General features: G+C 66.8%; 26 protein-coding genes, 1 pseudogene and 1 riboswitch. Of the genes and pseudogenes, 15 read left to right on the top strand and 12 right to left on the bottom strand.

Annotation, left to right across the window (positions count from 1 at the left end):
• Nucleotides 1-141 precede the first annotated feature (141 nt).
• The 3 genes from yccS (at nt 142) to GSQ95_RS19100 (ending at nt 4255) form a co-directional block, all read left to right on the top strand.
• Entirely contained in the window at nt 142-2346 is a 2205-nt protein-coding gene (yccS, locus tag GSQ95_RS19110) for a YccS family putative transporter (RefSeq protein ID WP_178118359.1), read from the top strand.
• Nucleotides 2347-2433: 87 nt separating this feature from the next.
• Nucleotides 2434-3333: a sugar nucleotide-binding protein gene (locus GSQ95_RS19105; RefSeq protein ID WP_372240038.1), complete on the top strand. Its 900-nt coding sequence runs from the start codon at nt 2434-2436 to the stop codon at nt 3331-3333.
• The gene (locus tag GSQ95_RS19100; RefSeq protein ID WP_158889845.1) at nt 3326-4255 is read left to right on the top strand and encodes an NAD-dependent epimerase/dehydratase family protein; all 930 of its coding nucleotides are present in this window, start codon (nt 3326-3328) and stop codon (nt 4253-4255) included. Before GSQ95_RS19105 ends, GSQ95_RS19100 begins: the two co-directional genes overlap by 8 nt.
• 91 nt (nt 4256-4346) lie before the next feature.
• Here the strand turns inward: GSQ95_RS19100 and GSQ95_RS19095 are convergent, their stop codons facing one another.
• The 5 genes from GSQ95_RS19095 to GSQ95_RS19075 form a co-directional block, all read right to left on the bottom strand.
• The gene (locus GSQ95_RS19095) at nt 4347-5036 is read right to left on the bottom strand and encodes an OmpW family protein (protein WP_027601114.1); all 690 of its coding nucleotides are present in this window, start codon (nt 5034-5036) and stop codon (nt 4347-4349) included.
• Between the two features lie 96 nt (nt 5037-5132).
• On the bottom strand, nt 5133-5630 hold the full coding sequence (locus GSQ95_RS19090; protein WP_158889843.1) for a DUF3299 domain-containing protein: 498 nt from the start codon (nt 5628-5630) through the stop codon (nt 5133-5135).
• 13 nt (nt 5631-5643) lie between these two features.
• Nucleotides 5644-6897, bottom strand: coding sequence for an ABC transporter permease (locus tag GSQ95_RS19085; RefSeq protein ID WP_158889841.1), 1254 nt, complete (start codon nt 6895-6897; stop codon nt 5644-5646).
• A 1-nt stretch (nt 6898) separates the two neighbouring features.
• Nucleotides 6899-7591, bottom strand: a complete 693-nt coding sequence (locus tag GSQ95_RS19080) for an ABC transporter ATP-binding protein (protein ID WP_372240039.1) — start codon at nt 7589-7591, stop codon at nt 6899-6901.
• Nucleotides 7592-7613: 22 nt separating this feature from the next.
• Nucleotides 7614-8165, bottom strand: a complete 552-nt coding sequence (locus GSQ95_RS19075; protein WP_158889837.1) for a DUF2796 domain-containing protein — start codon at nt 8163-8165, stop codon at nt 7614-7616.
• 122 nt (nt 8166-8287) lie between these two features.
• Here GSQ95_RS19075 and GSQ95_RS19070 point away from each other — a divergent pair, with 122 nt between their 5' ends.
• Nucleotides 8288-8644: a hypothetical protein gene (locus GSQ95_RS19070; protein WP_158889835.1), complete on the top strand. Its 357-nt coding sequence runs from the start codon at nt 8288-8290 to the stop codon at nt 8642-8644.
• 126 nt (nt 8645-8770) lie between these two features.
• Here GSQ95_RS19070 and trxA read toward each other — a convergent pair whose 3' ends face one another.
• From trxA to GSQ95_RS19050, 4 genes are all read right to left on the bottom strand, one after another.
• The gene (gene trxA, locus GSQ95_RS19065; protein WP_158889833.1) at nt 8771-9640 is read right to left on the bottom strand and encodes a thioredoxin; all 870 of its coding nucleotides are present in this window, start codon (nt 9638-9640) and stop codon (nt 8771-8773) included.
• Nucleotides 9641-9788: 148 nt separating this feature from the next.
• Complete coding sequence (gene ltrA / locus GSQ95_RS19060) at nt 9789-11510, bottom strand: group II intron reverse transcriptase/maturase (RefSeq protein ID WP_158889831.1); 1722 nt, start codon at nt 11508-11510, stop codon at nt 9789-9791.
• 1119 nt (nt 11511-12629) lie between these two features.
• A complete protein-coding gene (locus tag GSQ95_RS19055; protein ID WP_158889829.1) occupies nt 12630-13277 on the bottom strand; it encodes a methyltransferase in 648 nt (215 codons plus the stop codon).
• Nucleotides 13274-13738 carry a YbaY family lipoprotein gene (locus GSQ95_RS19050; protein WP_158889827.1) on the bottom strand — a complete coding sequence of 155 codons (465 nt, stop codon included), beginning with the start codon at nt 13736-13738 and terminating at the stop codon, nt 13274-13276. Before GSQ95_RS19050 ends, GSQ95_RS19055 begins: the two co-directional genes overlap by 4 nt.
• Before the next feature lie 179 nt (nt 13739-13917).
• On the opposite strand from GSQ95_RS19050, the gene nrdR reads away from it, so the two are divergent.
• The 10 genes from nrdR (at nt 13918) to ribA (ending at nt 21767) form a co-directional block, all read left to right on the top strand.
• Nucleotides 13918-14388, top strand: a complete 471-nt coding sequence (nrdR, locus tag GSQ95_RS19045; protein WP_007161213.1) for a transcriptional regulator NrdR — start codon at nt 13918-13920, stop codon at nt 14386-14388.
• Nucleotides 14385-15503 (top strand): bifunctional diaminohydroxyphosphoribosylaminopyrimidine deaminase/5-amino-6-(5-phosphoribosylamino)uracil reductase RibD, encoded by a 1119-nt coding sequence (gene ribD, locus GSQ95_RS19040; protein WP_158889825.1) that lies wholly within the window; start codon nt 14385-14387, stop codon nt 15501-15503. The genes nrdR and ribD overlap by 4 nt, the downstream gene beginning before the upstream one ends.
• Nucleotides 15504-15559: 56 nt before the next feature.
• Nucleotides 15560-15718: riboswitch (FMN riboswitch) on the top strand.
• A gap of 142 nt (nt 15719-15860) precedes the next feature.
• Nucleotides 15861-16523: a riboflavin synthase gene (locus GSQ95_RS19035; RefSeq protein ID WP_158889823.1), complete on the top strand. Its 663-nt coding sequence runs from the start codon at nt 15861-15863 to the stop codon at nt 16521-16523.
• A 10-nt stretch (nt 16524-16533) separates the two neighbouring features.
• On the top strand, nt 16534-17622 hold the full coding sequence (ribBA, locus tag GSQ95_RS19030; protein WP_133860575.1) for a bifunctional 3,4-dihydroxy-2-butanone-4-phosphate synthase/GTP cyclohydrolase II: 1089 nt from the start codon (nt 16534-16536) through the stop codon (nt 17620-17622).
• 109 nt (nt 17623-17731) lie between these two features.
• On the top strand, nt 17732-18208 hold the full coding sequence (ribE, locus tag GSQ95_RS19025) for a 6,7-dimethyl-8-ribityllumazine synthase (RefSeq protein WP_007161209.1): 477 nt from the start codon (nt 17732-17734) through the stop codon (nt 18206-18208).
• Nucleotides 18205-18696, top strand: coding sequence for a transcription antitermination factor NusB (nusB, locus tag GSQ95_RS19020; RefSeq protein WP_133860576.1), 492 nt, complete (start codon nt 18205-18207; stop codon nt 18694-18696). The genes ribE and nusB overlap by 4 nt, the downstream gene beginning before the upstream one ends.
• Nucleotides 18697-18710: 14 nt before the next feature.
• A complete protein-coding gene (gene thiL, locus GSQ95_RS19015; RefSeq protein ID WP_158889821.1) occupies nt 18711-19667 on the top strand; it encodes a thiamine-phosphate kinase in 957 nt (318 codons plus the stop codon).
• 22 nt (nt 19668-19689) lie between these two features.
• Complete coding sequence (locus tag GSQ95_RS19010) at nt 19690-20199, top strand: phosphatidylglycerophosphatase A (RefSeq protein ID WP_158889818.1); 510 nt, start codon at nt 19690-19692, stop codon at nt 20197-20199.
• A 27-nt stretch (nt 20200-20226) separates the two neighbouring features.
• Complete coding sequence (locus GSQ95_RS19005; RefSeq protein WP_133860579.1) at nt 20227-20859, top strand: TIGR02281 family clan AA aspartic protease; 633 nt, start codon at nt 20227-20229, stop codon at nt 20857-20859.
• Nucleotides 20860-21143: 284 nt separating this feature from the next.
• Nucleotides 21144-21767, top strand: a complete 624-nt coding sequence (gene ribA / locus GSQ95_RS19000; RefSeq protein ID WP_133860580.1) for a GTP cyclohydrolase II — start codon at nt 21144-21146, stop codon at nt 21765-21767.
• Between the two features lie 32 nt (nt 21768-21799).
• Here the strand turns inward: ribA and dxs are convergent, their stop codons facing one another.
• From dxs to GSQ95_RS18985, 3 genes are all read right to left on the bottom strand, one after another.
• Nucleotides 21800-23737 (bottom strand): 1-deoxy-D-xylulose-5-phosphate synthase, encoded by a 1938-nt coding sequence (gene dxs / locus GSQ95_RS18995; protein ID WP_158889816.1) that lies wholly within the window; start codon nt 23735-23737, stop codon nt 21800-21802.
• 151 nt (nt 23738-23888) lie between these two features.
• On the bottom strand, nt 23889-24767 hold the full coding sequence (locus GSQ95_RS18990; RefSeq protein WP_158889814.1) for a polyprenyl synthetase family protein: 879 nt from the start codon (nt 24765-24767) through the stop codon (nt 23889-23891).
• Entirely contained in the window at nt 24764-25006 is a 243-nt protein-coding gene (locus GSQ95_RS18985; RefSeq protein ID WP_017639518.1) for an exodeoxyribonuclease VII small subunit, read from the bottom strand. The genes GSQ95_RS18990 and GSQ95_RS18985 overlap by 4 nt, the downstream gene beginning before the upstream one ends.
• 262 nt (nt 25007-25268) lie before the next feature.
• On the opposite strand from GSQ95_RS18985, the pseudogene GSQ95_RS26620 reads away from it, so the two are divergent.
• Nucleotides 25269-25416 (top strand): annotated as a pseudogene (locus GSQ95_RS26620) (threonine ammonia-lyase, biosynthetic); the annotation flags it as partial.

Genomic DNA, 25416 nt, shown 5'->3' with positions numbered 1-25416 from the left:
GGGGGTCGAAGGAGCCCGGCGGATGCCGGGCTTTTTTTCGCCGCTAAAAAAGTGCGGGAAAGGCTGTCTCGGACGCCACTTGCGACGTCGCAGTGCTAAGGTTCGCATCAAGCGCGAAAACACGAGGCTCGCTCTCCCGTCATGACTGTGTTTGGAGTGTCTTTGCGCCAGCTCTGGGCGCACGAAAAGGCCAGCTATGGCGTTCGCGTCTTTGTCGCCCTGAGCGGCGCCATGGCCGTCTGCTGGTCGCTGGGCGACCTGCGCGCGTTGTCGCCGGTGTTTCTCGGCATCATCGCCAGCGCCCTGGCGGAAACCGATGACAGCTGGCTGGGCCGTCTCAAGTCGCTGGTGGTCACGCTGCTGTGCTTCGCGGTGGCCGCCTTCGCGGTCGAACTGCTGTTTCCCTATCCCTGGATCTTTGTGGTGGGGCTGGGCCTGGCCACCTTCAGCCTGACCATGCTCGGCGCCATCGGCGAGCGCTATGCGTCCATCGCCCAGGCCACGGTGATCCTGTCGATCTACGCCATGATCGGTGTGGATCAGCGGCTGGGTACCCAGGTGCCGTTGTGGTACGAGCCGGCGCACCTGCTGGCCGGGGCGCTGTGGTACGGCCTGCTCTCGGTGCTCTGGTGCGCGCTGTTCGCCCATCAACCGGTGCGGCAGAATCTGTCCGCACTCTATGGCGAGCTGGAGACCTTGCTCCGGCTCAAGGCGGAGATGCTCGAACCGGTGCGCGGGGTGGATCTGCATCGGCGGCGGGTGCTGCTGGCCCAGCAGAACGGCAAGGTGGTGCAGGCGCTGAACCAGGCCAAGGCGACCATCCTCAATCGCTTCGGCCGCTCGGGTCGGCCGGGCGCGCGTTCAGGGCGCTACTTCCGCCTGTATTTCATGGCGCAGGACATCCACGAGCGCGCCAGCTCCTCGCACTATCCCTACAGCGCCCTGACCGAGGCGTTCTTTCATAGCGACATCCTCTTTCGCTGCCAGCGCCTGCTCAAGCTGCAGGCCGCGGCCTGCCGCAACATGGGCGAGGCGATCCGCCTCGGTCAGCCCTTCGAATATGGCCAGCAGAGTCAGCAGGGGCTGACCGATCTGCAGGCCTCGTTGGAGTATCTCAAGCAGCAGCAGAATCCGCGCTGGCGCGGCCTGCTGCGCTCCCTGGACCTGCTCGGGCACAATCTCTCGACCCTGGAGCGGCAATTTTCCGAGGCGGGCAACAGCGACTCGGGCGCGGCGGATCTGGATACCAGCCTGCTGGATCCGGCGGCGCGTTCGCTGCGCGAGGTGTTCCAGCGTATCCGCCTGCAGCTGACCCCGACCTCGCTGCTGTTCCGCCATGGCCTGCGCATGGCGCTGGCGCTGATGGCCGGCTATGGCGTGCTGCACCTGATCCACCCGGTCAACGGCTACTGGATCCTGCTGACCACGGTGTTCGTCTGCCGGCCGCAGTACGGGGCGACCCGGGTGCGGCTGGTGCAGCGGATCGTTGGCACGGTGATCGGGCTGTTGCTGGGCAGTGCCCTGCTGGAGCTGTTCGCCCAGCCGGAGATCCAGCTGCTGCTGGCGCTGGTCGCCGGTCTGGTGTTCTTCATCACCCGGACCGATCGCTACACCATCGCCACCGCCGCCATCACCCTGATGGTGCTGTTCTGCTTCAACCAGGTGGGCAACGGCTTCATGCTGATCTGGCCACGGCTGCTGGATACCCTGCTGGGTTGCCTGATCGCGGTACTGGCGGTGTTCTTCGTCCTGCCGGACTGGCAGGGGCGCCGCCTGCATCTGGTGATGGCCAACACCCTGCGCACCAACGCCCTCTATCTGCGCCGGTTGCACGAGCAGTACCGCACCGGCAAGCGCGACGACCTCGATTACCGCGTGGCGCGGCGCAACGCCCACAATGCCGATGCGACGCTGTCGGCGGCGCTGGCCAACATGCTGCGCGATCCCGGGCATTTTCGGCGCAACCTGGAAGCGGGCTTTCGCTATCTGGCGCTGTCCAACACCTTGCTGGGTTATCTGTCGGCCCTGGGCGCGCACCGTCGCCAGCTGGAGGCGGCCGAGCACGATGCCCTGGTGGAGCGCGCCGTGACCCGTATCGCCGAGGGCATGGAGGCCATCGCCGCCGCAGTGGCGGAGCGGCGCAGTCTGCCGCCGACCGCCGAAGAGGAAAGCAGCCTGGCCGACCAACTGGAAGCCGCGGCGGATGACAACGACGACGGCTATCGACTGGTGTGCACCCAGCTGGCGCTGATCTGCCGGTTGCTGCCCAATCTGAAAAGCGCCGGCAACCATACCCTGCGCGAACAAACCCGCCAGGAACCGGCAGCGGTTGCCGCCGGTGCTTGAGCAAGGTTGGCGCGACGCGCTATGTTGACCGATGTCCGTCGAATCTTTCGACGCCTGTCCAAGCTGGTTTGAAGGCTGTTCCAACACATGCGTATGCGTCTTCTAGTAGTGGGCGGGGAGAGCGCCCTGGGCAAGGCGCTACTCGCCGCCGGTGCCGAAGCGGGCATCGAATTCGTCGCCCCCGAGACTCCCGCGGAGGGCTGGTACGCTGCCGGACTGACCGAGGTCCTCGACCGGGTACGGCCGGGAGCGGTGATCAATCTCGCCTACTACCGCGACTGGTTGCAGACCGCGGACTTCGTCCCGGCCCTGATGCAGCGCCAGGCGCTGGCCGTCCAGCGCCTGGCAGGCCTCTGCCAGCACTATCAGATTCCGCTGATCCAACCGTCCAGTTATCAGCTGTTCGATGGCTCGCGCGTGGCCGGCTATAGTGAAAAGGATCTTCCACGGCCCCCCGGGGCGCGTGGCGAAGCGCTCTGGCGGGTCGAGCAACTGGTGCGGGCGCTGTGCCCGATGCATATCCTGCTGCGCCTGGGTTGGGTGCTGGACGACTCCCGCGACGGGCGCCTGGGGCGTCTGCTGCAGCAGCTGGGTACCGAGCAGGTGGTGCCGATGGCGGGCGACCGGCGCGGCAATCCGACCACCGTGGGCGATGCCGCGCGGGTATTGCTGGCCGTGGTCAAGCAGCTCGACTGCGGCGCGCCGCTCTGGGGGACCTATCACTACGGCGCCCAGGAAGCGGTATCGGAATTGGGCCTGGCCGAGACCGTCGCCCAGCTCTGGCAGGAGTTCGACCGGCCGGTGCGCTGCGAATTGCAGGAGGTGACGCACCTCGAGCGCGCGGATGCCGGGGAAGAACCACAACAGGGGGTGTTGATCAGTCGCAAGCTGCTCAACACCTTTGGAATCAAGGCGCGGCGCTGGCAGCAAGAGCTGCCCGCGCTGTTGCAGGGCTTTCGGCAGGACAAGGTAGGTTTCCATGAGTGATGCGCCTATTCTGATCACTGGCGGTGCCGGTTTCATCGGCTCCCATCTGGCCGACGCGCTGTTGGCGCGGGGCCGACGGGTGCGAGTGCTGGACGATCTGAGCACCGGCAAGCGCGAGAATCTGCCGCTGGACAACGACCGGATCGAACTGCGGGTGGGCGACGTGGCCGATGCCACGACGCTGGAAGCCGCGGTGGCCGGCTGTGCCGCGGTGGTGCACCTGGCCGCGGTGGCCTCGGTGCAGGCATCGGTGGAAGACCCGGTGGGGACCCACCGAGCCAATTTCATCGGCACCCTGAATCTGTGCGAGGCCATGCGCAAGGCCGGCATCAAGCGCGTGGTCTATGCCTCCAGCGCGGCGGTCTATGGCGCCAACGGTCAGGGCCAGGCCATCGACGAAGAGCTGCCCAAGGCGCCGCTGACGCCCTATGCGGCCGACAAGCTGGCCGGCGAGTACTACTTCGACTTCTATCGCCGCGAGCACGGGCTGGAGCCGGCGATCTTCCGCTTTTTCAACATCTACGGCCCGCGGCAGGATCCGTCTTCGCCCTATTCCGGGGTGATCAGCATCTTTACCGAGCGTGCCCGCCGCCAGACGCCGATCACGGTGTTCGGCGACGGCGAGCAGACCCGCGATTTCGTCTATGTCGCCGATCTGGTGGGCATCCTGGTGCAGGCGCTGGAAGCCTGCGAAGTAACGGCCGGGGCGGTGAACGTGGGGCGTGGTGAGACCATCAGCCTGAACGGCCTGCTGGCGGAGATCGGCCAGGTGCTCGGTGGCCTGCCGCAGGTGACCCATGGGGCCGCGCGGGCGGGAGACATCCGCCATTCGAAGGCGGATAACCGCCGTCTGCGCGAACGCTTCGACTTCAGCCAGCCTACCGCCATGGGCACAGGGCTGGCGGCGCTGCTGCGGGACTAGCGGACGAGGCCAGGGGCAAGTCCTGGCCTGTTGAGCTTCGCCGCTGGAGCCGTCTCGGCGCCAACCTAAGGCGCGAGCGGCTGGCGGTGGCCTAGAAGCGATAGCCCAGGCCGACCATGTAGACCCAGGGATCCACGTCCAGATCGACCTTGGCGCGGGCGCCGAGGGCGGTGTTGTCGACGTGGGCAGTGGTGGCGATGTCGATGTAGCGGATCTGGGCATTGAGCATCACCCGGTCGGTGAGCATGAGATCGGCGCCGACCTGGGCGGACCAGCCCCAGGAGTTGTCGGCGCGGAAATTGTCGAAGCCGGCCGCGCTGGCGCCGCTGCCGACGTGCTCGTCATAGATCCAGGTGTAGTTGAGGCCAGCGCCGACATAGGGCTGGAACGTCGCCTTGGCGTCCAGCGGGTAGTAGACCAGGCTCAGCGTCGGCGGCAGGTGCTTGAGGCTGCCCAGCTTACCATTGGCGGCGTCGAGCCCGGTGCCCTTGATGTTGACCTGGTGCTCGAAGGGCGTGGCTGCGAGCAATTCGAGGCCCAGGTGGTCGGTCAGCATGTAGGCGACGTTCAGCCCCAGCTGGGTGTCGCTGTCCATGGTCGCCTTGCCGCCCAGATTGGCGCCACTCAGGGCGCCTCTGTCGATCTTGACGTCGGAGCTGCGCTCGTGGGGATCCACGGTGATGGCGCCGGCGCGCAGGATGATGTCGCCGGCCTGGTGGGCCTGGGCGAAGGGGGCGGCCAGCGCGAGGGCGAGCAGGCTGAGACGGAAGAGAGGACGCATGGCGAGGGCTCCTAAGGCATTGAAAAATGGCTGGGAGCAGCCTAGCGAAGTCGGAACGGCGGACTCTTGATCTCGCTCAAGCGCAGGGCAGATCCCTCAGGAGCCGTCGCCCTTGAGGATATAGGGCTGGATGCGCTGGGCCTGCAGCCAGTAGCCGGCGACGGCCACCTCGCTGCGCTGGGTGCCTACGCCCAGGCGGCCTTCGACCCAGTAGGGCAGGTGCAGCTTGGACAGCCAGAGGTCGTGGCTGCCCCCCTTGACGTAGACGATCTGATTGCCGGGCGGCGGTGGTACGTGGATGCAGGCGCCGTAATAGGGGACCAGCAGGAATTCGGTGACCTCGCCCTCTTCGGTGACCATCAACGGCACCACGTAGCCGGGCAGGCGCACCTCCTGGCCGTCGAGGGCGGCCACCGTGGGCGCGTCCGGCCAGGGCTGGCTGGCGGCCGGGCCGTCTTCGCCAAGGCCGTGGTCGACGCTGCCGGGATTGAAGCGCGGCGCATCGGCCGGCACCAGTTCGCGCCAGGCGAGTTGGCGGGGGTCGGCCTGGGCCCAGGACAGCCAGCAGAGCAACAGCAGAAGCGCCAGGCGCATGGGGAAGCCTCGTCTACAAACGCACGGACAACCCGTCCGTGAGGGCCTGGCGACAGCCGCGCCAGGCCGGAATGCAGCCGAGCACCAGCGCCGCGAGCAGGATACCGCCGAGCAGTTGCCCATCGTAGAGCGAGGGCCAGTCCAGCGGCAATGCCAGGCCGTATTCCGCCAGCAGCCAGGGCCGGCCCAAGGCGATGGCGCCATAGAGCAGCGTCAGCCCGGCGAGACAGCCGGCCAGGGTGAGGACCAGGGCTTCGGCCAGCAGCAGGCCGAACAGATGACGCGGCTGGGCACCCACCGAGCGCAGGATGGCCATCTCCCGGCGTCGTTCGTTGAGGCTGGCGAGCAGGGCGGTGAGCATGCCCACCAGCCCGGTGAGCACCACGCACAGCGACATTACCAGCAGCGCCTGTTCCGCCGTGCCGAGCAGACCCCAGAGTTCCTGCAGGGCCACGCCGGGCAGAATGGCCAGCAGCGGCTCGCCACGGTAGTCGTTGACCGCGCGCTGCACGGCAAAGGTGGCCACGCGGCTCTTGAGGCCGACCAGGGCGGCGGTGAGGTCCTGGGGCGTGAGATCGCGCCGGCGCACCTCGGCGTCGCTCAGCGCAGGCCCAGGCATGCCGCCGCGCCAGTCCAGGTGCAGGGCGGTCATGCCGCTCAGCGGGATGTGCAGGGTGCGGTCGACCGGGGTGCCGGTGGGGGCGAGGATGCCGACCACGGTGAAGGGGTGGTCGCTATGCTCGGTCAGACTGATGGTGGCGACACCATGGGCCAGCACGACCTTGTCGCCCAGTTGATAGTGCAACGCCTTGGCCACCTCGGCGCCCAGCACCACCTCGAAGACGTCGTTGAAGGGCCGGCCCTGGGCCAGCCGCAGCGGCTGGTTGCGCCCGTAATGATAGTGGGCGAAGTAGTTGCCGTCGGTACCCAGCACCCGGTAGCCGCGGTGGGAATCGCCGAGGGACAGCGGGATGGTCCAGGCGACGCGGGGATCGGCGGCGAGCTTCTCGTAGCTCTCCCAGCGGATGTTGTTGGTGGCATTGCCGATGCGGAACACCGAGTAGAGCAGCAGATTGACCGCACCGGAGCGGGCGCCCACCACCAGGTCGGTGCCAGCGATGGTGCTGGCGAAGCTGGCCTTGGCCTCGGTGCGCAAGCGTTCGACGCCCAGCAGCAGGGCCACCGAGACGGCGATGGTGAAGACGGTGAGGAGGGCGGTGGCGCGGCGATTGCGCAGGCTGGCCCAGGCCAGTGGCAGAAGCGGCATCCTAGGTCTCCGGCCGGGCGGCGTTGAGTTGGGCCAGGGTCAGGTGGCGGTCGAAACGACTGGCCAGACTGCGGTCGTGGCTGACGAACAGCAGGCCGGCGCCGGCGGCGGCGCACTCGGCGAACAGTAGCTGCAGGAAGGCATCGCGGTGATCGGTGTCCAGCGCCGAGGTGGGTTCGTCGGCGATCACCAGCTCCGGCTGGCCGATCAGGGCGCGAGCGGCGGCGACCCGCTGCTGCTGGCCGATGGAGAGTTCACGCGCCGGACGGCGCGGCAGCGCGGGATCGCTCAGCCCCAGGGCGCAGAGCAGGGTCAGGGCCGCACCCCGCGGATCGCCGTGCCGCGCGGTGGCGCGCTCGCGGCGCAGCGCCGAGAACTGGCAGGGCAGCAGGACGTTGTCCAGCACCGAGAGAAAGGGCAGCAGGTTGAATTGCTGGAAGAGAAAGCCGGTGTGGTCGACGCGAAAGCGGTCGCGCCGGGCGGTGGCGAGCGTCCCCAGGTCCTGACCGAGCAGGCGCACCTGGCCGCGACCGGGGCGCTGCACGCCACCCAGCAGGCCAAGCAGGGTGGTCTTGCCACTGCCCGAGGGACCCTCGAGAAACAGCGCCTCGCCGGGTGCCAGCCGGAAGTGCCGGATGTCCAGGCATTCCGCCTGGCCCGGCCAGGCGAAGCCGAGGTCCTGGATCTCGACCAGCGGGGCGGCGGTCACGACCGCCTTACCATTTCAGCTGCGGTTGCTTGGCGGTCAGTTCGGCGCCTTGCTGACCGCTGGCGACGATGGCCTGGACCTCGACACTGTGACTGTTGGGGAAGCGGGCGAACCAGCCGGAGAGATCCAGGCTGGCGAGCGCGCCCGGCTTGCTGCAGCTGAAGCTCATGCTGGCCTCCACGTCGAGATGGCCGCTGGCGCTGGCATCCTTGGCGAACAGCGGGCTGATGGCGCTGGCTTCGGTCAGGCGGCAATCGGCGGCGGCGGGCAGCTTCACCAGCGCCTGGGGATTTTCCAGACTCTGGCGCAGGGCGGCGACGGCGTCTTCTTCCTGCCGATTGCGCGGGGCATGTTCGAAGCCCAGCAGATCGGCCGCCGGACTGCGCCACTGGAGTTCCAGACCGCTGTCGGTCTGAGCCAGGTCGAGGTGGGATTCGCCGTGCACATGGGCGCCCAGGGCGCCGTGCTCGTGTTCGTCATGGTCGTCATCGGTGCCATGGGCAAAGGCCGGTTGGACGAGCGCGGCGGCAAGGCAGAGGGTCAGCAGGGGCAGGCGCATGGATGGCTTCCAGTGGGCAGAAAGGAGCTATGTTATGTTGTTGCATTTGCGTGCCGCAACCTCGGTTTGGCGTCGGCCGGTGGCTGTGGGAGCATGGGCCTCTGCACGACGAGGAGAACACCATGGTACGCATTCGCGGAACCATCGGCAGCCAGCCCGTGGATCTCACGGTGGAACTGGACGAGACCGACTGGCAGCGCCTGGCCGCAGCCCTGCGACCGACCGCGGCGCCCCTGCCTGCCGCGGCCGTGAGCGCCGCCCCCAGCGGGCCCAAGTCGGGCGGCGACATGCTCTGGGACCAGGTGGTGAAATTGCTCAGCCAGGCTGGCCGACTCAGCGGGCCGGACATCCTGGTGGCCCTGGAAAAGCTGACCGGCAATCTGGGCGTGGCCAAGCAGCTGCTGGTACGGCTGAGGCACAGTCCCCAGGTGCGCATGGAGCGGGTGGGGGAGGCGCAGTTCTATATCTGGCAGGGATGAGACTGGGGGTAGGTGAGTGGAAAACGCTGCGCGGTTTGCCACGCTACGAAAGGTCCACAGCGCCAGGCTGGCGCCGGCCGTGGACAAGGCTGCGCCCAGGGCGACGCAGCCGTTATCGAGAGGCGGCTAGTACAGTGCCTGGTACAGGCGACGGCGATAGGTGGCGACCAGCGGGTGATCGTTGCCCAGCAGATCGAAGACCTGCACCAGGGTCCTGCGCGGCAGGTCGTCACCGTAGCCGCGATTGCGGCGGAACAGGTCCAGCAGACCATCCAGGGCGGGTTCGTATTGCTGGCGGGCCAGTTGTTGCACGGCCAGCTGGTAGGCGGCTTCATCGTCGCCGGCATCACGCGCCAGGCGACTCTTGAGATCAGCCACCTCGGGCAGGCTGGCGGCCTGGCGCAAGAAGGTCAGCTGGGCGCGAGCGCCGGCCAGGGCCTGCTTGTGTTCGTCGCCCTTGACCGCGTCCAGCACCGCCTGGGCGTCGTCCAGTTCGTTGCGCTCGGCCAGGCAGCGGGCATAGAGGATCAGCGCCAGGGCGTCACTGTTGTCTGCTTCGAGCAGCGCCTTGAGCAGCGCCTCGGCCTCGGCGAAGCGGCCCTCGGCGAACAGCGCCTGGGCGGCGTCCAGCGGATCTTCCTCGGCCGGCGGCAAGGCCTGGACATGGGGTTCGAGCAGGGCGCGAATGGCCGATTCGGGCTGGGCGCCGGCGAAGCCGTCCACCGGCTGGCCATCCTTGAACAGCACCACCGTGGGCAGGCTGCGGATGCCGAATCTCATCACCAGTTCCTGCTCGATGTCGCAGTTGACCTTGGCCAGGTGCAGGGCGCCGCCATAGGACTCGGTGATCTTGGCCAGCAGCGGCATCAGCACCTTGCAGGGCGCGCACCACTCGGCCCAGAAGTCCACCAGCACCGGGGTGCTGAAGGAGGCGTCGATGACCTGTTGCTGGAAGGTGTCGAGGGTGGCGTCGAAAATGTAGGGGACCTGGCTCATGGCGGACTCGGCAGAGGCGGGTGGCCCCGGATCATTCCTGATCCGGAGCCCCCTAAGAACCGTGCTTGCGACTTTCACAGCACACGGCTCAAGCTTACGAAAAGTCAGCCCAGAGGCTGACCGGCAACGTTGACTAACGATCCTATCATTACAGACCGCTGTGTCGCAGAGTCACTTGTTTACGCTGGCTGTGAATCAGCGAGTGACAGTTGGGATGGAGAAGTACGCGATTTTTCAGAGTGTCCTTGCCGCCGTCCACCCGTCGAATGACCCAGCCCGTTTCCCTGGTAATCGCGTGACCGCACAGAGCGCAGTTCCCTTTCTGGCGCCGGTAAAGGCTTAGGATTTGTTTCCTGAAACGCAGCTTGTGCTGCATCCTTTGGACCCTCAGCTTTTCCCATTTCTGCTCAAGCGCAGCGTCGTACGGGTGGTACCCGCCTGATAGACGCTTTTGGCGCTTGATTACGGTCTTCGCTAGCTCATAAAGCTCACGATACTTTCGCTCTCCCTTCTTGCCTCTATAGGGATGCGCGAACACCTGTTTCCGCCCGCCGATGGAATGGAAGTATTTGTTCCAGCTCCACGTAGCTAGCTTCTTCGGATGTCGGCGCTTCGCCCACCTTCGCAGCAACCAGAAAACCAAGTTATCTAGTTTCTTGAAGGTAGCTTTAGCAACAGCCTGAGAATGGTATTGAGCCCACCCTCGTAGTACCGGGTTCAGACGGCTGATCAACTCTTCCTGAGTCAGAGCCCCACTGGATCTCACTATGTCCCTTACCTTTCGATAGAACGTCGAGATGTTCTTCTTCGAGGGTTTGGTAAACAGCTTGGTCCGTCGGTAAGGCGATTTCGGCACGTATTTCCTGAAATTCCACCCTAGGAAATCAAAGCCCTGAAGGATGTGGGTTATCTGCGTTTTCTCCTGGGACAAGCTCACTCCTCGTATTGACAGGAATTGCTCGACCCAAGGTATGACCTCGTCAGTCAACAGCTCTTTGGTAGCTGCTGTGATGATGAAGTCGTCCGCGTATCGCACCACATGCACTCTGGGCGTATCGGCGTTGGTACCCGATAGCTTTCTGGCCAGATGGCCTTTGAGCTGCTTCTCCAAACCGTTAAGGGTGGCGTTAGCCAAACAGGGCGAAATAATCCCACCTTGTGGCGTCCCGGCCTCCGTAGCCATGAAGTGTCGCCGGTCAATGACCCCGGCCTTCAACCAAAGCCGCAGTACCTTTTTGTCCATAGGGACGTTCTGGCACAGCCACTCGTGATTGATGTTGTCGAAGAACCCCTTGATGTCACCTTCCAGAACCCACATAGGTGAGTCGTCTTGCGACATTAACTGGAAGATTTCAACCATCGCATCGGCGGTCGAGCGATCCGGCCGGAAGCCGAAACTTTTCGGGTCGCTGGTGCTTTCGATGACGGGTTCCAGGGCGGACAGGTAGAGCGCTTGCATGGCCCGATCAAACATCGTCGGTATGCCTAGCGGGCGCTTTTCCTTCTTCCCTGGCTTCGGTATCCAAACCCTTTTTAGCGGTTTGGGTCGATAGCCTCGTTTCTCCGATAGACGCTTCGCGGCGTGGAGCTTGGCTGGAGGCGTCCCCCAGGTTTCTCCATCGACGCCCGGAGTCTTGCGACCCCGGTTTTCCGTCACCCGTCTTACAGCCATACAGCGGCCATAAAACGAATGGGTCAGTAACCGTTGTAGGCGTTTAACCCTACGCCAGTCACCGGCCATTGTTGCCTGCGCAATCTTCAACTGCGTTTTCCGAACGGAGATCTGGATCTTGGCCCAATCGAGATCGTGCCAGCCCTTCACGCCTTCAGGAGACGCAGACGAAACCGATGTTTCTGGTTGCGTATTCATACAGTCCTCCTCAGGTCAGTAACCTTCGGGACGGACTTCTCCCCCTAGGGGTTAAAGTCACCCCTAGGGTCGTTTCGCTGGAAATCAGCACTAGATCATGCGCCCGTAAACCAGGTGCACGTCAGCCAGGGTTGCCCCTGTCGATGATGTTTCAACCGATATGCCGCCCATTACAGACAGCCATTCGCTTTTTGCACCCTCCCATTCCCCACACCCAACAGCTTTCCTTGCGGATTGCCTGCCTTCCGATGTTGCTGGTTAGGCGGGTGGTCGGGATTGCCACGTTCCCCGCTGTGCATCGATTCCCCGGTTAGGTTCCATCTTTCCCCCGGCAGTCGTAGTGGTACCGCGTCGCTTCTTTCGACAGCGAGCGCCGATCTGCTTTGCCGATTTTGGCCAGGGCCCATAAATTGCCGTAGGCCCAGTAGTGCTTACGAGGGTTCGAACGATGATTCACATGAGTTAACCATGCGGGTTGGGTCACTAGCCCCTTGCCTCCGTGCAATTCGGAAGCGTCACGCTGCTGTTGCCAGACCTGCGTGTCCCGTGAGGGATAGGACGTTGTCCACCGGGCTTCACACCTCAGGGTTGGCCCCCGACGCATGCCGATGTAGTGAACTGGCAGGTACATGCCAGGCTCGGTACCCCCTGTATTAGCAAGGTTGAGCAATGCACAAGCGGAGCGGTTGCTCCGTGCTTGGACGAGATACCCTAGCGTCTCACGACGTTGGCATGGGCCAAATGAGACCAAGGCATCCCAGCGATGGATTGACCCCTTGCGGGGTCAAATCACCCACAGGGAGTCTTGTTACATTTAGATACAATTTCCTTGGCGGAAACTGCTCTCTGTTACGTCTGATTGATCAATTTATAGCCAAAAGTGGCCAAATTTGAGACGTACTTACCCTGGCAAGCAGGGATCGCATTGTCCCCACAAGTGGGTCGAATCAGGCGCGGCAGGGCCGGCTCTCGTGCTTTATTTAGGCTTCAAACCCCTGTAGAACAAGGGTTTCGGCGCCAAGACTAAGCTGGTCGACCAAGCACAACACGAGCATTCGTGTCGCACCGAAAGATGCACTATAGGTGGGGGCGTCGGGCTTGGAAACAAGGCGGGCTAGCTCACCCCCGATAGAGCGCCACGCGGCGGAATTCTTCCGGCTCGGCCAGATCCGGCAGGGTGCAGGCCTGGAGTTCGGTGAGGCGGGTGAAGCCGGGGTGGGCGAGGTCGCGTACCCGCGAGTCGGCCAGCAGGATCCGCTCGGCGCGCGCCTGCAGGAGGTCCAGCAGGGGCAGATTGGCACGGTCGTAGAGCACATCGGCGGCCAGGATGAGCTCGAAGCGCGCGGTGCTGGCGTGCAGATCCTCCAGCGTCTCGATCTGCACGGCGTTGGCCTGGGCATTGGCGCGGCAGGCTTTCAAGGCCAGCGGATCCAGGTCGCAGCAGACCACCCGCGCCGCGCCGGCCCGCGCGGCGGCGAGTCCGGCGATGCCCGAGCCGCTGCCAAAATCCAGCACCTGGCGGCCGGCGACGTACTCGGGATGGGCGACGATCCAGCGCGCCAGGGCCAGACCGCTGGCCCAGCAGAAGGCCCAGTAGGGCGGTGCCTCCAGCAGGCGCTGGGTTTCCGCCGGGGAAAAGGCCCGCGCCATGTTGGCCGGATCGATCAGCCACAGCGACAGGTCGCTGTCGGGCAAAGCCTGCAAGGAGAGGCGAGCGTCGCCCAGCAGGGTTGTCAGGGCGACGGCGAGATCGGCAGGGGGCGTCACGGGGTCTGGTTCAGCACCAGTTCGCCCAGATTCTGCGTGGTCGGTCCGCCGACATTCACCGGCGGCAGATAGCTGGCCAGTTGCCCGGCCTGGATCAGACGCGCGTGGAACTCCACCTTGAGATCCGGGCGGGTGGGAAAAATCTCGGGATTGAAGGGCAGGCGGAAGGCCAGGGGTGCGCCCTTGCCGGTCACCGTCTCGCTGGCCAGCAGACGCTGGGGCAGGCCCTTGACGTTGACCGCCAGCAGGGCGATCTCGACCTGGGCGCCCGCCGGGACCAGGCCCTGGGCATTGCGCAGCACCCCGGAGATCTCGCGCAGATTGGCCGGAGTGGGGGCGCCCGCTACCGGAACCGGCTCGTCGGCCGGGGTGGTGGGCTGCGGCGGCTTGGTTTCGGGTGGGCTGGAGCAGGCCGCGAGCAGACCGGTGAACAGCAGGGGCAGGAGGACGCGTGGGGTCATGGCGGGATCCGGAGGTCGCGGCCGGCGAGGGCTGCACGGGAGGCTGGAGAGGTCGTCGAACACAGGGCGCTCTTATAGCCCGGCGGCCCCTGGCTGTCGATTCGTCCGGCACCCGGAGGTTCCCGGCAGGGAGTGATCGGGTACCATGAAGGCTTTCCCTTCCGGCGGTCGATTCTTCCATGCATTGTCCCTTCTGCGGCGCCCACGACACCAAGGTCACGGATTCCCGGCTGGTCGCGGCCGGTGAGCAGGTGCGCCGGCGACGTGAGTGCCTGGCCTGCCAGGAGCGCTTCACCACCTTCGAGACCGCCGAGCTGGTGCTGCCACGGCTGATCAAGCAAGACGGCACCCGCCAGCCCTTCGACGAGGACAAGTTGCGCGCCGGCATGCAGCGTGCCCTGGAGAAGCGGCCGGTCAGCGTCGAGCGCCTGGAAGAGGCCATCGCCCTGATCAAGCACCGCCTGCGCGCCACTGGCGAGCGCGAGATCCGTTCGCGGGTGGTGGGCGAACTGGTGATGGACGAACTGCGCAAGCTGGACCAGGTGGCCTACATCCGCTTCGCCTCGGTCTATCGGCAATTCCAGGACCTGGCGGAATTTCGCGACGAGATCGAGCGGCTGGCCCAGGATCCGGGCAAGCAGCCGGTATGAGCGCCATGGGAAGCGACGAAGTCTGGATGGCCCGCGCCCTGGCGCTGGCCGCCTGCGGCCGCTACAGCACGGCGCCCAATCCGCGGGTGGGCTGCGTCATCGTCCGCGACGGCCAGGTGGTGGGCGAAGGCTGGCATCGCCAGGCCGGCGGTCCCCATGCCGAGGTGCACGCGCTGCGCCAGGCGGGGGCGGCGGCGCGTGGCGCCACTGCTTATGTGACCCTGGAACCCTGCAGCCATCATGGCCGCACCCCGCCTTGCGCCGATGCCCTGGTGGCGGCCGGCGTGGCCGAGGTGGTGGCGGCCATGACCGATCCCAATCCGCTGGTGGCCGGGCGCGGCCTGGCACGGCTCGCCGCCGCTGGCATCGCCACCCGCGCCGGCGTCCTGGAAGCCGAGGCACGAGCGCTCAACGCCGGCTTCATCCAGCGCATGCTGACCGGGCGACCCTTCGTGCGGGTCAAGCTGGCCCTGAGTCTGGATGGCCGCACCGCCATGGCCAATGGCGAAAGCCAGTGGATCACCGGGCCGGCGGCGCGCCAGAGCGTCCAGCGGCTGCGCGCCGAGGCGGGGGTGGTGATCACCGGCGCCGATACCGTGCTGGCCGATGGCGCTCGCCTGACCGTGCGTCAGGCCGAACTGGGCCTGAGCGGCGACGAACTGGAACTGGCCACCCTGCGTACGCCGCAGCGGCTGCTGGTGGACGGCCGTGGCCGGGTGCCGCTGGATGCACCCTTTTTCCAGGCCGGCGCGGCACGGGTCGCCGGTATGGCCGCCGCGGCGCCCGCCTATGCAGCGGCCGGTCACGACTACCTGGCGCTGCCCGGTAGCCAGGGCCAGGTCGATCTGGCGGCCCTGCTGACCCGCCTGGGCAGCGAGCAGGTCAATGACGTCCTGGTGGAAGCCGGACCGCGCCTGGCCGGTGCCTTCGCCCAGGCCGGGCTGGTCGACGAATATCACCTGTTCCTGGCGCCCAGGTTCCTCGGCTCCAACGCCCGGCCGCTGCTGGACTGGCCGCTGGTGCACCTGGCCGAGGCCCCGCAGCTGGAGATCCTCAGCGTCACGCCGGTGGGCGCCGACCTGCACCTGATCGCCCGACCAGCCAGGGACGCCTGACGCCCCTGGCCCCGCGGCGGCGAACTGTGTTACAAAACCTGCGCTGCCCTCGGGTGGCGAGTTCTCAGGGCGGGGTGCAATTCCCCACCGGCGGTAACGCCCGATCAGTCGGGACGAGCCCGCGAGCGCTCTCTCGTCCTCTGCGGCGGGAGAGGTCAGCAGACCCGGTTGGATTCCGGGGCCGACGGTCATAGTCCGGATGAGAGAGAACGGGATAGCCTCGCCTGGCAGGGGTGCGAGCCCCTCGTCCGTCTGATTTCCCTTCTGTCCGTACGCCCTGTTTTTTCACCGAAACAGGAGTTCGTCGATGTCTAGCTGCACCGCCTTTCTGGCTCTACCTCGCGGAGGCCTGAGCTGATGTTTACCGGAATCATCGAAGCCCTCGGCGAGATCCGCGCCCTCACGCCCAAGGGCGGAGACGTGCGCCTCTATGTCGCCACCGGCAAGCTCGACCTTGCCGACGTCAAGCTCGGCGACAGCATCGCCGTCAACGGGGTCTGCCTTACCGCCGTGGACTTGCCCGGCGACGGCTTCTGGGCCGACGTCAGTCGCGAGACCCTGAGCCTCACCAGCCTGGGCGGCCTCAAGCCCGGCAGCAAGGTCAACCTGGAAAAGGCGCTGATGCCCACCAGTCGCCTCGGCGGCCACCTGGTCAGCGGCCACGTGGACGGCCTCGGCGAAGTGGTCTCCCGCGCCGATAATGCCCGCGCCGTGCAGTTTCGCCTGCGTGCCCCGGCCGAGCTGGCCCGCTACATCGCCCTCAAGGGCTCGATCACCGTGGACGGCGTCAGCCTCACGGTGAACGCGGTGGACGGCGCCGAATTCGAGCTGACCATCGTCCCCCACACCCTCGGCGAGACCATCATGGCCGACTACCGCCCCGGGCGCCGGGTGAACCTGGAGGTGGACCTGCTGGCCCGCTACCTGGAGCGCCTGCTACTGGGCGACAAGGCCGCCGAGTCCAGCAAGGGCGGCGTCACCGAACACCTTCTCGCCGAACACGGCTATCTGCAGCGCTAAGGACGACACCGTGGCACTTTCCAGCATCGAAGACATCATCCAGGACATCCGCGCGGGCAAGATGGTCATCCTCATGGACGACGAGGACCGCGAGAACGAAGGCGACATAATCATCGCTTCCGAGTGCGTCACCGCCGAACACATCAACTTCATGGCCCGCCACGCGCGGGGCCTGATCTGCATGCCCATGAGCAAGGGCCTCTGCGAGCGCCTCAACCTGCCGATGATGGCCAGCCGCAACGCCTCCGGCTTCGGCACCAAGTTCACCGTCTCCATCGAGGCTGCCGAGGGCATCAGCACCGGCATCTCCGCCGCCGACCGCGCCCGTACCGTGCAGGCCGCCATCGCCAAGGACGCCAAGGCCGGCGACGTGGTCAGCCCCGGCCACATGTTCCCGCTGATGGCCCAGCCCGGCGGCGTGCTGGCCCGCGCCGGCCATACCGAAGCCGCCTGCGACCTGGCGCGCATGGCCGGGTTCGCCGAGAGCGGGGTGATCTGCGAGGTGATGAACGACGACGGCACCATGGCCCGTCGCGACGAACTCGAAGCCTTCGCCGAGCAGCACGGCCTCAAGGTCGGCACCATCGCCGATCTGATCCACTACCGCCTGCTCCACGAGCACACCGTCAAGCGCATCGACGAGCAGCAGCTGGAGACCGAACTCGGTCCGTTCAAGCTGGTGACCTACCGCGACGAGGTGGAAGGCGACGTCCACCTGGCGCTGATCCGTGGCGACCTGGCCGGCCAGGAGCTGCCGCTGGTGCGGGTGCACAACATGGACCCGCTGCGCGACCTGCTGCAGGTGCAGCAACCGGGTCGCTGGAGTCTGCGTGGCGCCATGGAGCGCGTGGCCCGCGAGGGCACCGGCGTGGTGCTGCTGCTCGGTCACTCGATCGAGGGCGACGACCTGCTGGCGCATCTGCGCGAGCCGCTGCCGGTGCCCAAGGCGCTGTCCACTTACAGCACCGTCGGTGCCGGTTCGCAGATCCTCCGCGACCTGGGCATTCGTCAGATGCGCCTGCTCAGCTCGCCGATGAAGTTCAACGCCATATCCGGCTTCGACCTGGAAGTAGTAGACTATCTGCCTCCTGAAGAATGACCCTTCCGCCTGGCGCGCCCCGCCCGGGTGGTGCGGCGCGCTTCACCTGGATTTCCACGGACGGCCTGGCACTGCCGGCCGTCCGGCTCTTTGACAACTGGACCCGCACATGAACATCAAGACCTTTGAAGGCACCTTCATCGCTCCCCAGGGCCGCTTCGCCCTGGTGGTCGGTCGTTTCAACAGCTTCGTCGTCGAAAGCCTGCTGCAGGGCGCCATCGACGCCCTGGTGCGTCACGGCATCAAGCCGGACGACCTGACCATCATCCGCGTCCCCGGCGCCTTCGAGATCCCGCTGGCAGTGCAGAAGATCGCCCAGCGCGACGAATTCGACGCCATCATCGCCCTTGGCGCGGTGATCCGTGGCGGCACCCCCCACTTCGAATACGTGGCCGGCGAGTGCACCAAGGGTCTGGCCCAGGTCTCCATGGAATTCGGCGTGCCGGTGTCCTTTGGCGTCCTCACCGTCGACTCCATCGAGCAGGCCATCGAGCGCTCCGGCACCAAGGCCGGCAACAAGGGCGCCGAAGCGGCCCTGTCCGCTCTGGAAATGGTCAGCCTGCTGGCGCAGCTGGAGGCCAAGTGAGCGGCGATCTGACTCCGCCCGCGGCCGGCAAGCCCGCGGGCAAGAAGGCCCCCACCGGCAAACTGGCTGCTCGCCGCGAAGCGCGCAGCCTGTCGGTCCAGGCCCTGTACCAGTGGCACATGGCGGGCCAGGCGATCAACGAGATCGAGGCGCAGTTTCGCGTCGACAACGATTTCGCCAAGGTCGACGGCGCCTACTTCCATGAAGTCCTGCATGGCGTCCCGGCCAACAAGAGCGAGATCGACGGTCTGATCCTGCCCTGCCTGGACCGCGCCATGAACGAGGTGGATCCGGTCGAGCTGGCCGTGCTGCGGCTGTCCTGCTACGAGCTGCTCAAGCGCATCGACGTGCCCTACCGGGTGGTGATCAACGAAGGCATCGAGATGGCCAAGATCTTCGGCGCCACCGATGGCCACAAGTTCGTCAACGGCGTGCTGGACAAGCTGGCGCCCAAGCTGCGCAGCGCCGAGTTGCGCGGCAAGCGCTGATCGCCCACGTCGGCATGGGTGAATTCGAACTCATCCGTCGCTATTTCGCCGCGGCGCCCTGCGCCCGCGGCGGTCCCGGCGTGGCGCTGGGCATCGGCGATGACTGCGCGCTGCTGGCACCCGCTCCGGGTGAGCAACTGGCAGTCTCCACCGACACCCTGACCGCCGGGGTGCATTTCCCCGATCCCTGCCCGGATGCCCATGGCCTCGGCCAGCGCGCCCTGGCGGTGAGCGCCAGCGACCTGGCGGCCATGGGCGCCGCGCCCCTGGGTTTCACCCTGGCGTTGACCCTGCCGAGCGTCGAGCCCGCCTGGCTGGAAGGCCTGGCGGCAGGCCTCGCGCAGATGGCCGAGCAGTGCGAGCTGCGCCTGGTCGGTGGCGACACCACCCGCGGTCCGCTGTCCCTCACCCTCACGGTCTTCGGCCAGGTGCCGGCCGGTCAGGCGCTGCTGCGCAGTGGTGCCCGCCCGGGCGATCTGCTGTGCCTGGGCGGTGCGCCGGGCGAGGCGGGTGGGGCCTTGCCCTTCGTCCTCGGTCAGCGTGCAGCGGAGGGCGCCGCTAGTCGGCACCTGCTGGCGCGCTACTGGGCACCCCAGCCGCAATTCGAGCTCGGCCTCTGGCTGCGCGGGCGAGCGACGGCGGCCCAGGACGTCTCCGACGGCCTGGTCGCCGATTGCGGCCACATCGCCGCCGCCTCCGGCGTCCGCCTGGTAGTGGAGACGGCGCGGCTGCCGGTGAGTCCGGCGCTGACCGCACTGTTCCCGGCCGACGAGGTGCTGCGCCTGGCCCTGGGCGCCGGCGACGACTACCTGCTGGTCTTCACCCTGCCGCCCGAGCAGGCGCCGGCCCTGGCCGCCGCCTGGCCCCAGGCACAGGTGATCGGGCGGGTCGAGACGGGCAGCGGCGTCCAGGTGCTCGCCGCCGACGGTCAGCCGCTGACGCCGCTACACACCGGTTTCCAACATTTCTAGCGCCCTGGCGCGGAGTCCATCCTTGAGCGAACAGCAAGCCCCCGCCCAGCCGGTCCCCCTGTCGGTCTGGCGCGATCCCTGGCACTTCCTGGCCTTTGGCCTGGGTTCCGGCACCCTGCCCAAGGCGCCCGGTACCTGGGGGTCGCTGATCGCCTTGCCCTTCGTGCCGCTCTGGCAACTGCTCAGCGGCTGGAGCTATCCGCTGCTGCTGGCGCTGCTCTCCGTGTTCGGCTGCTGGCTGTGCGGCAAGGTCGCCCGCGAGCTGGGCGTGCACGACCACGAGGGCATCGTCTGGGACGAGATGGTCGGCATCTGGATCACCTTCTGGCTGGCGCCTCCGGGCTTGATCTGGCTGCTGGTGGGTTTCGTCGCCTTCCGCGTACTAGACATCTGCAAGCCCTGGCCAATCCGCTGGCTGGATGTCAATGTCCGCGGCGGCGTCGGCATCATGGTCGACGATGTACTGGCCGGCATCCTCGCCTGGCTGGTGGTTCAGGGATTACACATCGGTTGGGGTCATCTCGTCGGCTGACGAGACGCAGGCCCAAGGAGCAGGGCAGTGAAAAGACTGGGCGCGTGCGGCCTCATCTGGGCCGTCGGTACGCTCGCCTGGGCGCAACCCCAGGTCAGGGTCGTGGGGTTGTTCAACGGTGCGGCGGTGGTCAACGTCAATGGCCAGCGCAAATTGCTGCGGGTCGGCCAGCGCCTGGACGAGGTCGAGGTGGTCAGCGCGGATTCCCAGCAGGCGGTGCTGCGCATCGACGGCCGGACTCAGGCCTTTGCCCTCGACCGCGAATACAGCGATGGCTACAGCGCCCCGCAGCGCCGTGAATTCAGCGTGCCGCGTAGCAACAATGGTCATTATCAGGTCACCGCCAACGTCAATGGTCGTCCGGTGTCGCTGCTGGTGGACACCGGCGCCACCAGCGTCGCCCTGAGTGGCGCCCAGGCCGATCAGCTGGGCATCAGCTATCGCGACGGCACCCCGGGCTGGGTGGAAACCGCCAGCGGTCATGCCCGCGCCTGGCGCACCACGCTCAAGCAGGTGCGCCTGGGTGACATCGAGGTGGTCGGGGTGGACGCCATGGTCCTGGAGGGCAACTATCCCAGCCAGGGCCTGCTGGGCATGAGTTTCCTCAATCGCGTGGGCTGGCGCGAGGCCCAGGGTATCTTCTACGTCCAGGCGCGCTGAGAGCCTGTTCAACATCTGCTGCGCGTCGGCCAAGCTGCGTTGAAAAGGGCCTGGAAGGCCAGCCCCGTCGGAATGCTCATTTAGCACTCGTAAACCCGAGCGCGGGTCCGATCCGCTTCCTCAGCCCTTTTCGTGGGGCCGCCTAGGCCTTGCTTGGCTCTAGCTCGCGAGGTTTTGAACAGGCTCTGATAGATCGCGATGTGTCATCGTCATAACCCCTGGCGATGACGCCGGGCCCGGGGAAAAGGTTACAATGTACGTCTTTCCCCGCCAGGAGCCCGCAGGTGTCCGTCGTCTTTGTCGCCGCCTCCCAACTGCCCACCCCCTTTGGCCTGTTCACCATGCACGGTTTCCTCGACGAGACCGATGGCAAGGAGCATGTCGCCCTGACCTTCGGTGACGTGGCCGATGGCGAGCCGGTGCTGGGCCGCCTGCATTCCGAGTGCCTGACCGGCGACGCGCTGTTCAGCCTGAGATGCGACTGCGGCTTCCAGCTGGAGGCGGCGCTGCGCGCCATCGCCGAAGCCGGGCGTGGCGTGCTGCTCTATCTGCGTCAGGAAGGGCGAGGCATCGGCCTGCTCAACAAGATCCGCGCCTATGAGCTGCAGGATGCCGGCGCCGATACCGTGGAAGCCAACGAGCGCCTGGGCTTCGGTGCCGATCAGCGCACCTATGCGCTGTGCAAGCCGATGCTCGACCACCTGGGCATCACCTCGCTGCGCCTGATGACCAACAATCCGCGCAAGGTGAAGGCCCTCGAGGTCCTGGGCATTCCGGTCGCCGAGAGGGTGCCGCTGCAGGAAGGCCTCAATCCGCACAATCGTCGCTATCTGCTGACCAAGGCCGGCAAGCTCGGCCATATGCTCGGCAATCTGCATCAGAACGAAGACGTGGAAAAGGCGCCCTAGGGCGCCTTTTTTTATCTCAGCTTGGCTGCGGCTCAGGCTTCCTTGCGCAGACCGGTCGGCGCTGCCGCAAGGTCCGGGAGGGCCAGACGCTCGCGCACCGCGCGCTCGATTCCGGCGACGTCCAGACCGCACTCGGCGAGCATGTCGGCCGGCTTGGCGTGTTCGATGTAGCTGTCCGGCAGCCCTAGGTTGAGCACGGGCTGGACCAGGGCACTGGCCTGCAGGAATTCGTTGACCGCACTGCCGGCGCCGCCCATGACACTGTTTTCCTCGACGGTGACCAGCAGGTCGTGGTCGGCGGCGAACTGGCGGATCAGCGCCTCGTCCAGCGGCTTGACGAATCGCATGTCGGCCACGCTGGCGTCCAGGCGCTCGGCGACCTGCAGGGCTTCGGCCAGTTGCACGCCAAACACCAGGAAGCCGACCTTGGGGCCGCTCCTCAGGCCGCTCTGGCGACGCACCACGCCTTTGCCGATGGGCAGGGGTTCCAGGCCCGGATCGAGGGCGGCGTTGGGGCCGCTGCCACGCGGGTAGCGCACCGCGGCCGGGCCCTGGTGGCGATAGCCGGTGGTGAGAAGGCGGCGCAGCTCGTTCTCGTCGCTGGGCGCCATGATCACCATGCCGGGGATGCAGCGCAGGTAGGACAGGTCGAAGCTGCCGGCGTGGGTCGGGCCGTCTTCGCCGACCAAGCCGGCGCGGTCGATGGCGAAGAGCACGTCCAGGTTCTGCACCGCCACGTCGTGGATCAGCTGGTCGTAGCCGCGCTGCAGGAAGGTGGAATAGATGGCCACCACCGGCTTCATGCCATCGCAGGCCAGGCCCGCGGCCAGGGTCACCGCGTGCTGCTCGGCGATGGCCACGTCGAAGTAGCGCTCGGGATAGCGTTCGGCGAAGCGGATCAGGTCGGAGCCTTCCTTCATCGCCGGGGTGATGCCCACCAGCTTGGTATCGGCGGCGGCCATGTCGCACAGCCAGTCGCCAAAGATGTTGGAGTACTTGGGCGCGCCCGGGCGCTTGGGCTTGGCGTCCAGCGGCTCCAGCTTGGTGATGGCGTGGTAGCTGATGGGATCGGCCTCGGCGATGGACAGGCCCTTGCCCTTGCGGGTGATCACATGGAGGAACTGCGGGCCCTTGGCATCGCGCAGGTTGCTCAGCGTGGTGACCAGGGTCGGCAGGTCGTGGCCGTCGATGGGGCCGATGTAGTTCCAGCCCAGCTCCTCGAACAGGGTGCCGGGCACCAGCATGCCCTTGGCGGCCTCTTCGGTGCGGCGGGCGATTTCCCAGGCGCCGGGCAGCTTGGAGAGGGCCTTCTTGCCGTTCTCGCGCAGGTGCTGGTAGGTCCGGCTGGACAGCAGCCGCGCCAGGTAGTTGGACAGGCCACCGACGTTGCGCGAGATGGACATGTCGTTGTCGTTGAGCACCACCAGCATGTTGGCGCCGGTGTCCGAGGCGTGGTTGAGCGCCTCGAAGGCCATGCCCGCGGTCAGGGCGCCGTCGCCGATCACGGCGACCGACTTGCGCTCGATGCCCTGCAACTGGGCGGCGATGGCCATGCCCAGGGCGGCGCCGATGGAGGTGCTGGAGTGACCGACGCCAAAGGTGTCGTACTCGCTCTCGCTGCGGCGCGGGAAGGCGGCCAGGCCGTCCTTCTGGCGCAGGCTGGCCATGCCTTCGCGGCGGCCGGTGAGGATCTTGTGCGGATAGGCCTGGTGGCCGACATCCCACACCAGCCGATCTTCCGGGGTGTTGAAGACATAGTGCAGGGCCACGGTCAGTTCGATGACACCCAGGCCGGCGCCGAAGTGACCGCCGGTCTGGCCCACGGTCCACAGGAGAAAGGCGCGCAGTTCGTCGGCGACGGCTTCCAGCTCGGCGTCACCGAGCTGGCGCAGCTGGACCGGCGAGTCGATGCGGTCGAGCAGGGGCGTCGCGGGACGCTGGCGGGGAATCTCGTGAAACGTCTTGGGCATCTGGCTGATCACTTTGCGCAGAGAATTAGGCAGTTTACCCGATGCCCGCGTGGCTTCCCAACAGCGGGCAGGGCGTCTTGTTATGCCCCTGTGACAACGGACCCGGAGGCAAATGCGGCCCGGGTCACGAGTTTTTCCGCCAGAGGCGCGTCTAGCTACGTCGTTCCACGATGTAGCGCGCCAGGGCGCGCAGGGGTTCGGCCGGCGTACCCAGCGGTTCGATGGCGGCCAGGGCGGTGTCGCGCAGCTCCAGGGCATAGGCCTTGGCGGCGTCCAGGCCGAGCAGCGCCGGGTAGGTCGGTTTGTCGCGGGCGAGATCGGCGCCCTGGCGTTTGCCCAGGGTCTGGGTATCGCTTTCGATGTCGAGCACGTCGTCCCAGACCTGGAAGGCCAGGCCGATGGCCTCGGCGTAGCGGGCCAGGGCGTCGCGCTCGGCGGCACTGGCGGCTTCGCTGGCGAGGGCGCCAAGCTGCACGCTGGCGGCGATCAGGGCGCCGGTCTTATGCAGGTGCATGGTCTCCAGCGCCGACTGGTCGATGCGCCGGCCGACCGACTCCAGGTCGATGGCCTGGCCGCCGACCATGCCCGCCGGACCGCTGGCGCGCGCCAGCACGGCGATCATCTCCAGTCGCACCGCGGCAGCCTGGGGTGCCGTCAGCAGGGTCTCGAAGGCCAGGGTCTGCAGGCCGTCGCCGGCAAGGATGGCGCAGGCCTCGTCATAGGCCTTGTGGGTGGTGGGCCGGCCGCGGCGCAGGTCGTCATCGTCCATGGCCGGCAGGTCGTCGTGGACCAGGGAATAGGCGTGGATCAGCTCCACCGCGCAGGCGGCCTGGTCGGCGCGCGCCGGATCGCCACCCAGGGCTTCGCAGGCGGCATAGACCAGCAACGGCCGTACCCGCTTGCCGCCACCCATGACGCTGTAGGCCATGGCGGCATAGAGCCGGGCGAGTTCGGCGCGGGGGGCGGTGAAGAGCGGGGCGAGGGCGGTGTCGACGCGGGTCTGGCAGCGTTGCTGGTAGGCCTCGATCATGCGTCGTCACCGGCCGGGGCGAAGGGGGCGGCGCTGAGTTCGCCGTCCTTTTCCAGCAGGATCTGCACCTTCTGCTCGGCCTGGGCCAGGGCGCCCTGGCATTCGCGGGTCAGGCGGATGCCCTGTTCGAAGGCGCCGAGGGAGTCCTCCAGGGACAGCTCGCCGCTCTCCAGGCGTTCCACCAGGGTCTGCAGTTCGGCCAGGGATTGTTCGAAGTCGGGAGCTTTCTTGCGGGCCATCGGGATTCTCGGCAGAGGCGATCGGGTCGCGGGAAGTGGGCAACAGGTCGGCCATTGTGCCACAGCCATCGGCGCCGCTTGACGCCGTGCCCGGCCAGGCCCTAGGGTAGCGCTCATGAACACGCGCAGCCGCCAACGCCCCAGCATTATTACCGCCATTACCTGATGGCGGGACAGCGTTAGCTGCGCAACCAGACCCGCCCAAGAGGCGGGTTTGTACTTTCTGACTCCTGGGCCCCGACGAAACACCCAGGAGCCTGCCATGACCGTCCAGGAACCCGCCACTGATCTCTTGCAGCGCTATGCCCGCAAGATCCTCGAAGCCCCCGTCTATGACGTGGCGATCGAAACGCCCTTGCAACCGGCGCGGGCGCTGTCCGAGCGGCTGGGCTGCCAGGTGCTGCTCAAGC

Source organism: Pseudomonas sp. BAV 4579 (assembly GCF_009765395.1).
GTDB classification, from domain to species: Bacteria; Pseudomonadota; Gammaproteobacteria; order Pseudomonadales; family Pseudomonadaceae; genus Chryseomonas; species Chryseomonas aestiva.
This window is presented reverse-complemented; position numbering and strand designations above follow the sequence as displayed.

Bases quoted from the DNA above. Each gene is read 5' to 3' on its own strand.
- yccS (WP_178118359.1), top strand. From the start codon at position 142: ATGACTGTGTTTGGAGTGTCTTTGCGCCAGCTCTGGGCGCACGAAAAG.
- GSQ95_RS19105 (WP_372240038.1), top strand. From the start codon at position 2,434: ATGCGTATGCGTCTTCTAGTAGTGGGCGGGGAGAGCGCCCTGGGCAAG.
- GSQ95_RS19100 (WP_158889845.1), top strand. From the start codon at position 3,326: ATGAGTGATGCGCCTATTCTGATCACTGGCGGTGCCGGTTTCATCGGC.
- GSQ95_RS19095 (WP_027601114.1), bottom strand. From the start codon at position 5,036: ATGCGTCCTCTCTTCCGTCTCAGCCTGCTCGCCCTCGCGCTGGCCGCC.
- GSQ95_RS19090 (WP_158889843.1), bottom strand. From the start codon at position 5,630: ATGCGCCTGGCGCTTCTGCTGTTGCTCTGCTGGCTGTCCTGGGCCCAG.
- GSQ95_RS19085 (WP_158889841.1), bottom strand. From the start codon at position 6,897: ATGCCGCTTCTGCCACTGGCCTGGGCCAGCCTGCGCAATCGCCGCGCC.
- GSQ95_RS19075 (WP_158889837.1), bottom strand. From the start codon at position 8,165: ATGCGCCTGCCCCTGCTGACCCTCTGCCTTGCCGCCGCGCTCGTCCAA.
- GSQ95_RS19070 (WP_158889835.1), top strand. From the start codon at position 8,288: ATGGTACGCATTCGCGGAACCATCGGCAGCCAGCCCGTGGATCTCACG.
- trxA (WP_158889833.1), bottom strand. From the start codon at position 9,640: ATGAGCCAGGTCCCCTACATTTTCGACGCCACCCTCGACACCTTCCAG.
- ltrA (WP_158889831.1), bottom strand. From the start codon at position 11,510: ATGAATACGCAACCAGAAACATCGGTTTCGTCTGCGTCTCCTGAAGGC.
- GSQ95_RS19050 (WP_158889827.1), bottom strand. From the start codon at position 13,738: ATGACCCCACGCGTCCTCCTGCCCCTGCTGTTCACCGGTCTGCTCGCG.
- nrdR (WP_007161213.1), top strand. From the start codon at position 13,918: ATGCATTGTCCCTTCTGCGGCGCCCACGACACCAAGGTCACGGATTCC.
- ribD (WP_158889825.1), top strand. From the start codon at position 14,385: ATGAGCGCCATGGGAAGCGACGAAGTCTGGATGGCCCGCGCCCTGGCG.
- GSQ95_RS19035 (WP_158889823.1), top strand. From the start codon at position 15,861: ATGTTTACCGGAATCATCGAAGCCCTCGGCGAGATCCGCGCCCTCACG.
- ribE (WP_007161209.1), top strand. From the start codon at position 17,732: ATGAACATCAAGACCTTTGAAGGCACCTTCATCGCTCCCCAGGGCCGC.
- thiL (WP_158889821.1), top strand. From the start codon at position 18,711: ATGGGTGAATTCGAACTCATCCGTCGCTATTTCGCCGCGGCGCCCTGC.
- dxs (WP_158889816.1), bottom strand. From the start codon at position 23,737: ATGCCCAAGACGTTTCACGAGATTCCCCGCCAGCGTCCCGCGACGCCC.
- GSQ95_RS18990 (WP_158889814.1), bottom strand. From the start codon at position 24,767: ATGATCGAGGCCTACCAGCAACGCTGCCAGACCCGCGTCGACACCGCC.
- GSQ95_RS18985 (WP_017639518.1), bottom strand. From the start codon at position 25,006: ATGGCCCGCAAGAAAGCTCCCGACTTCGAACAATCCCTGGCCGAACTG.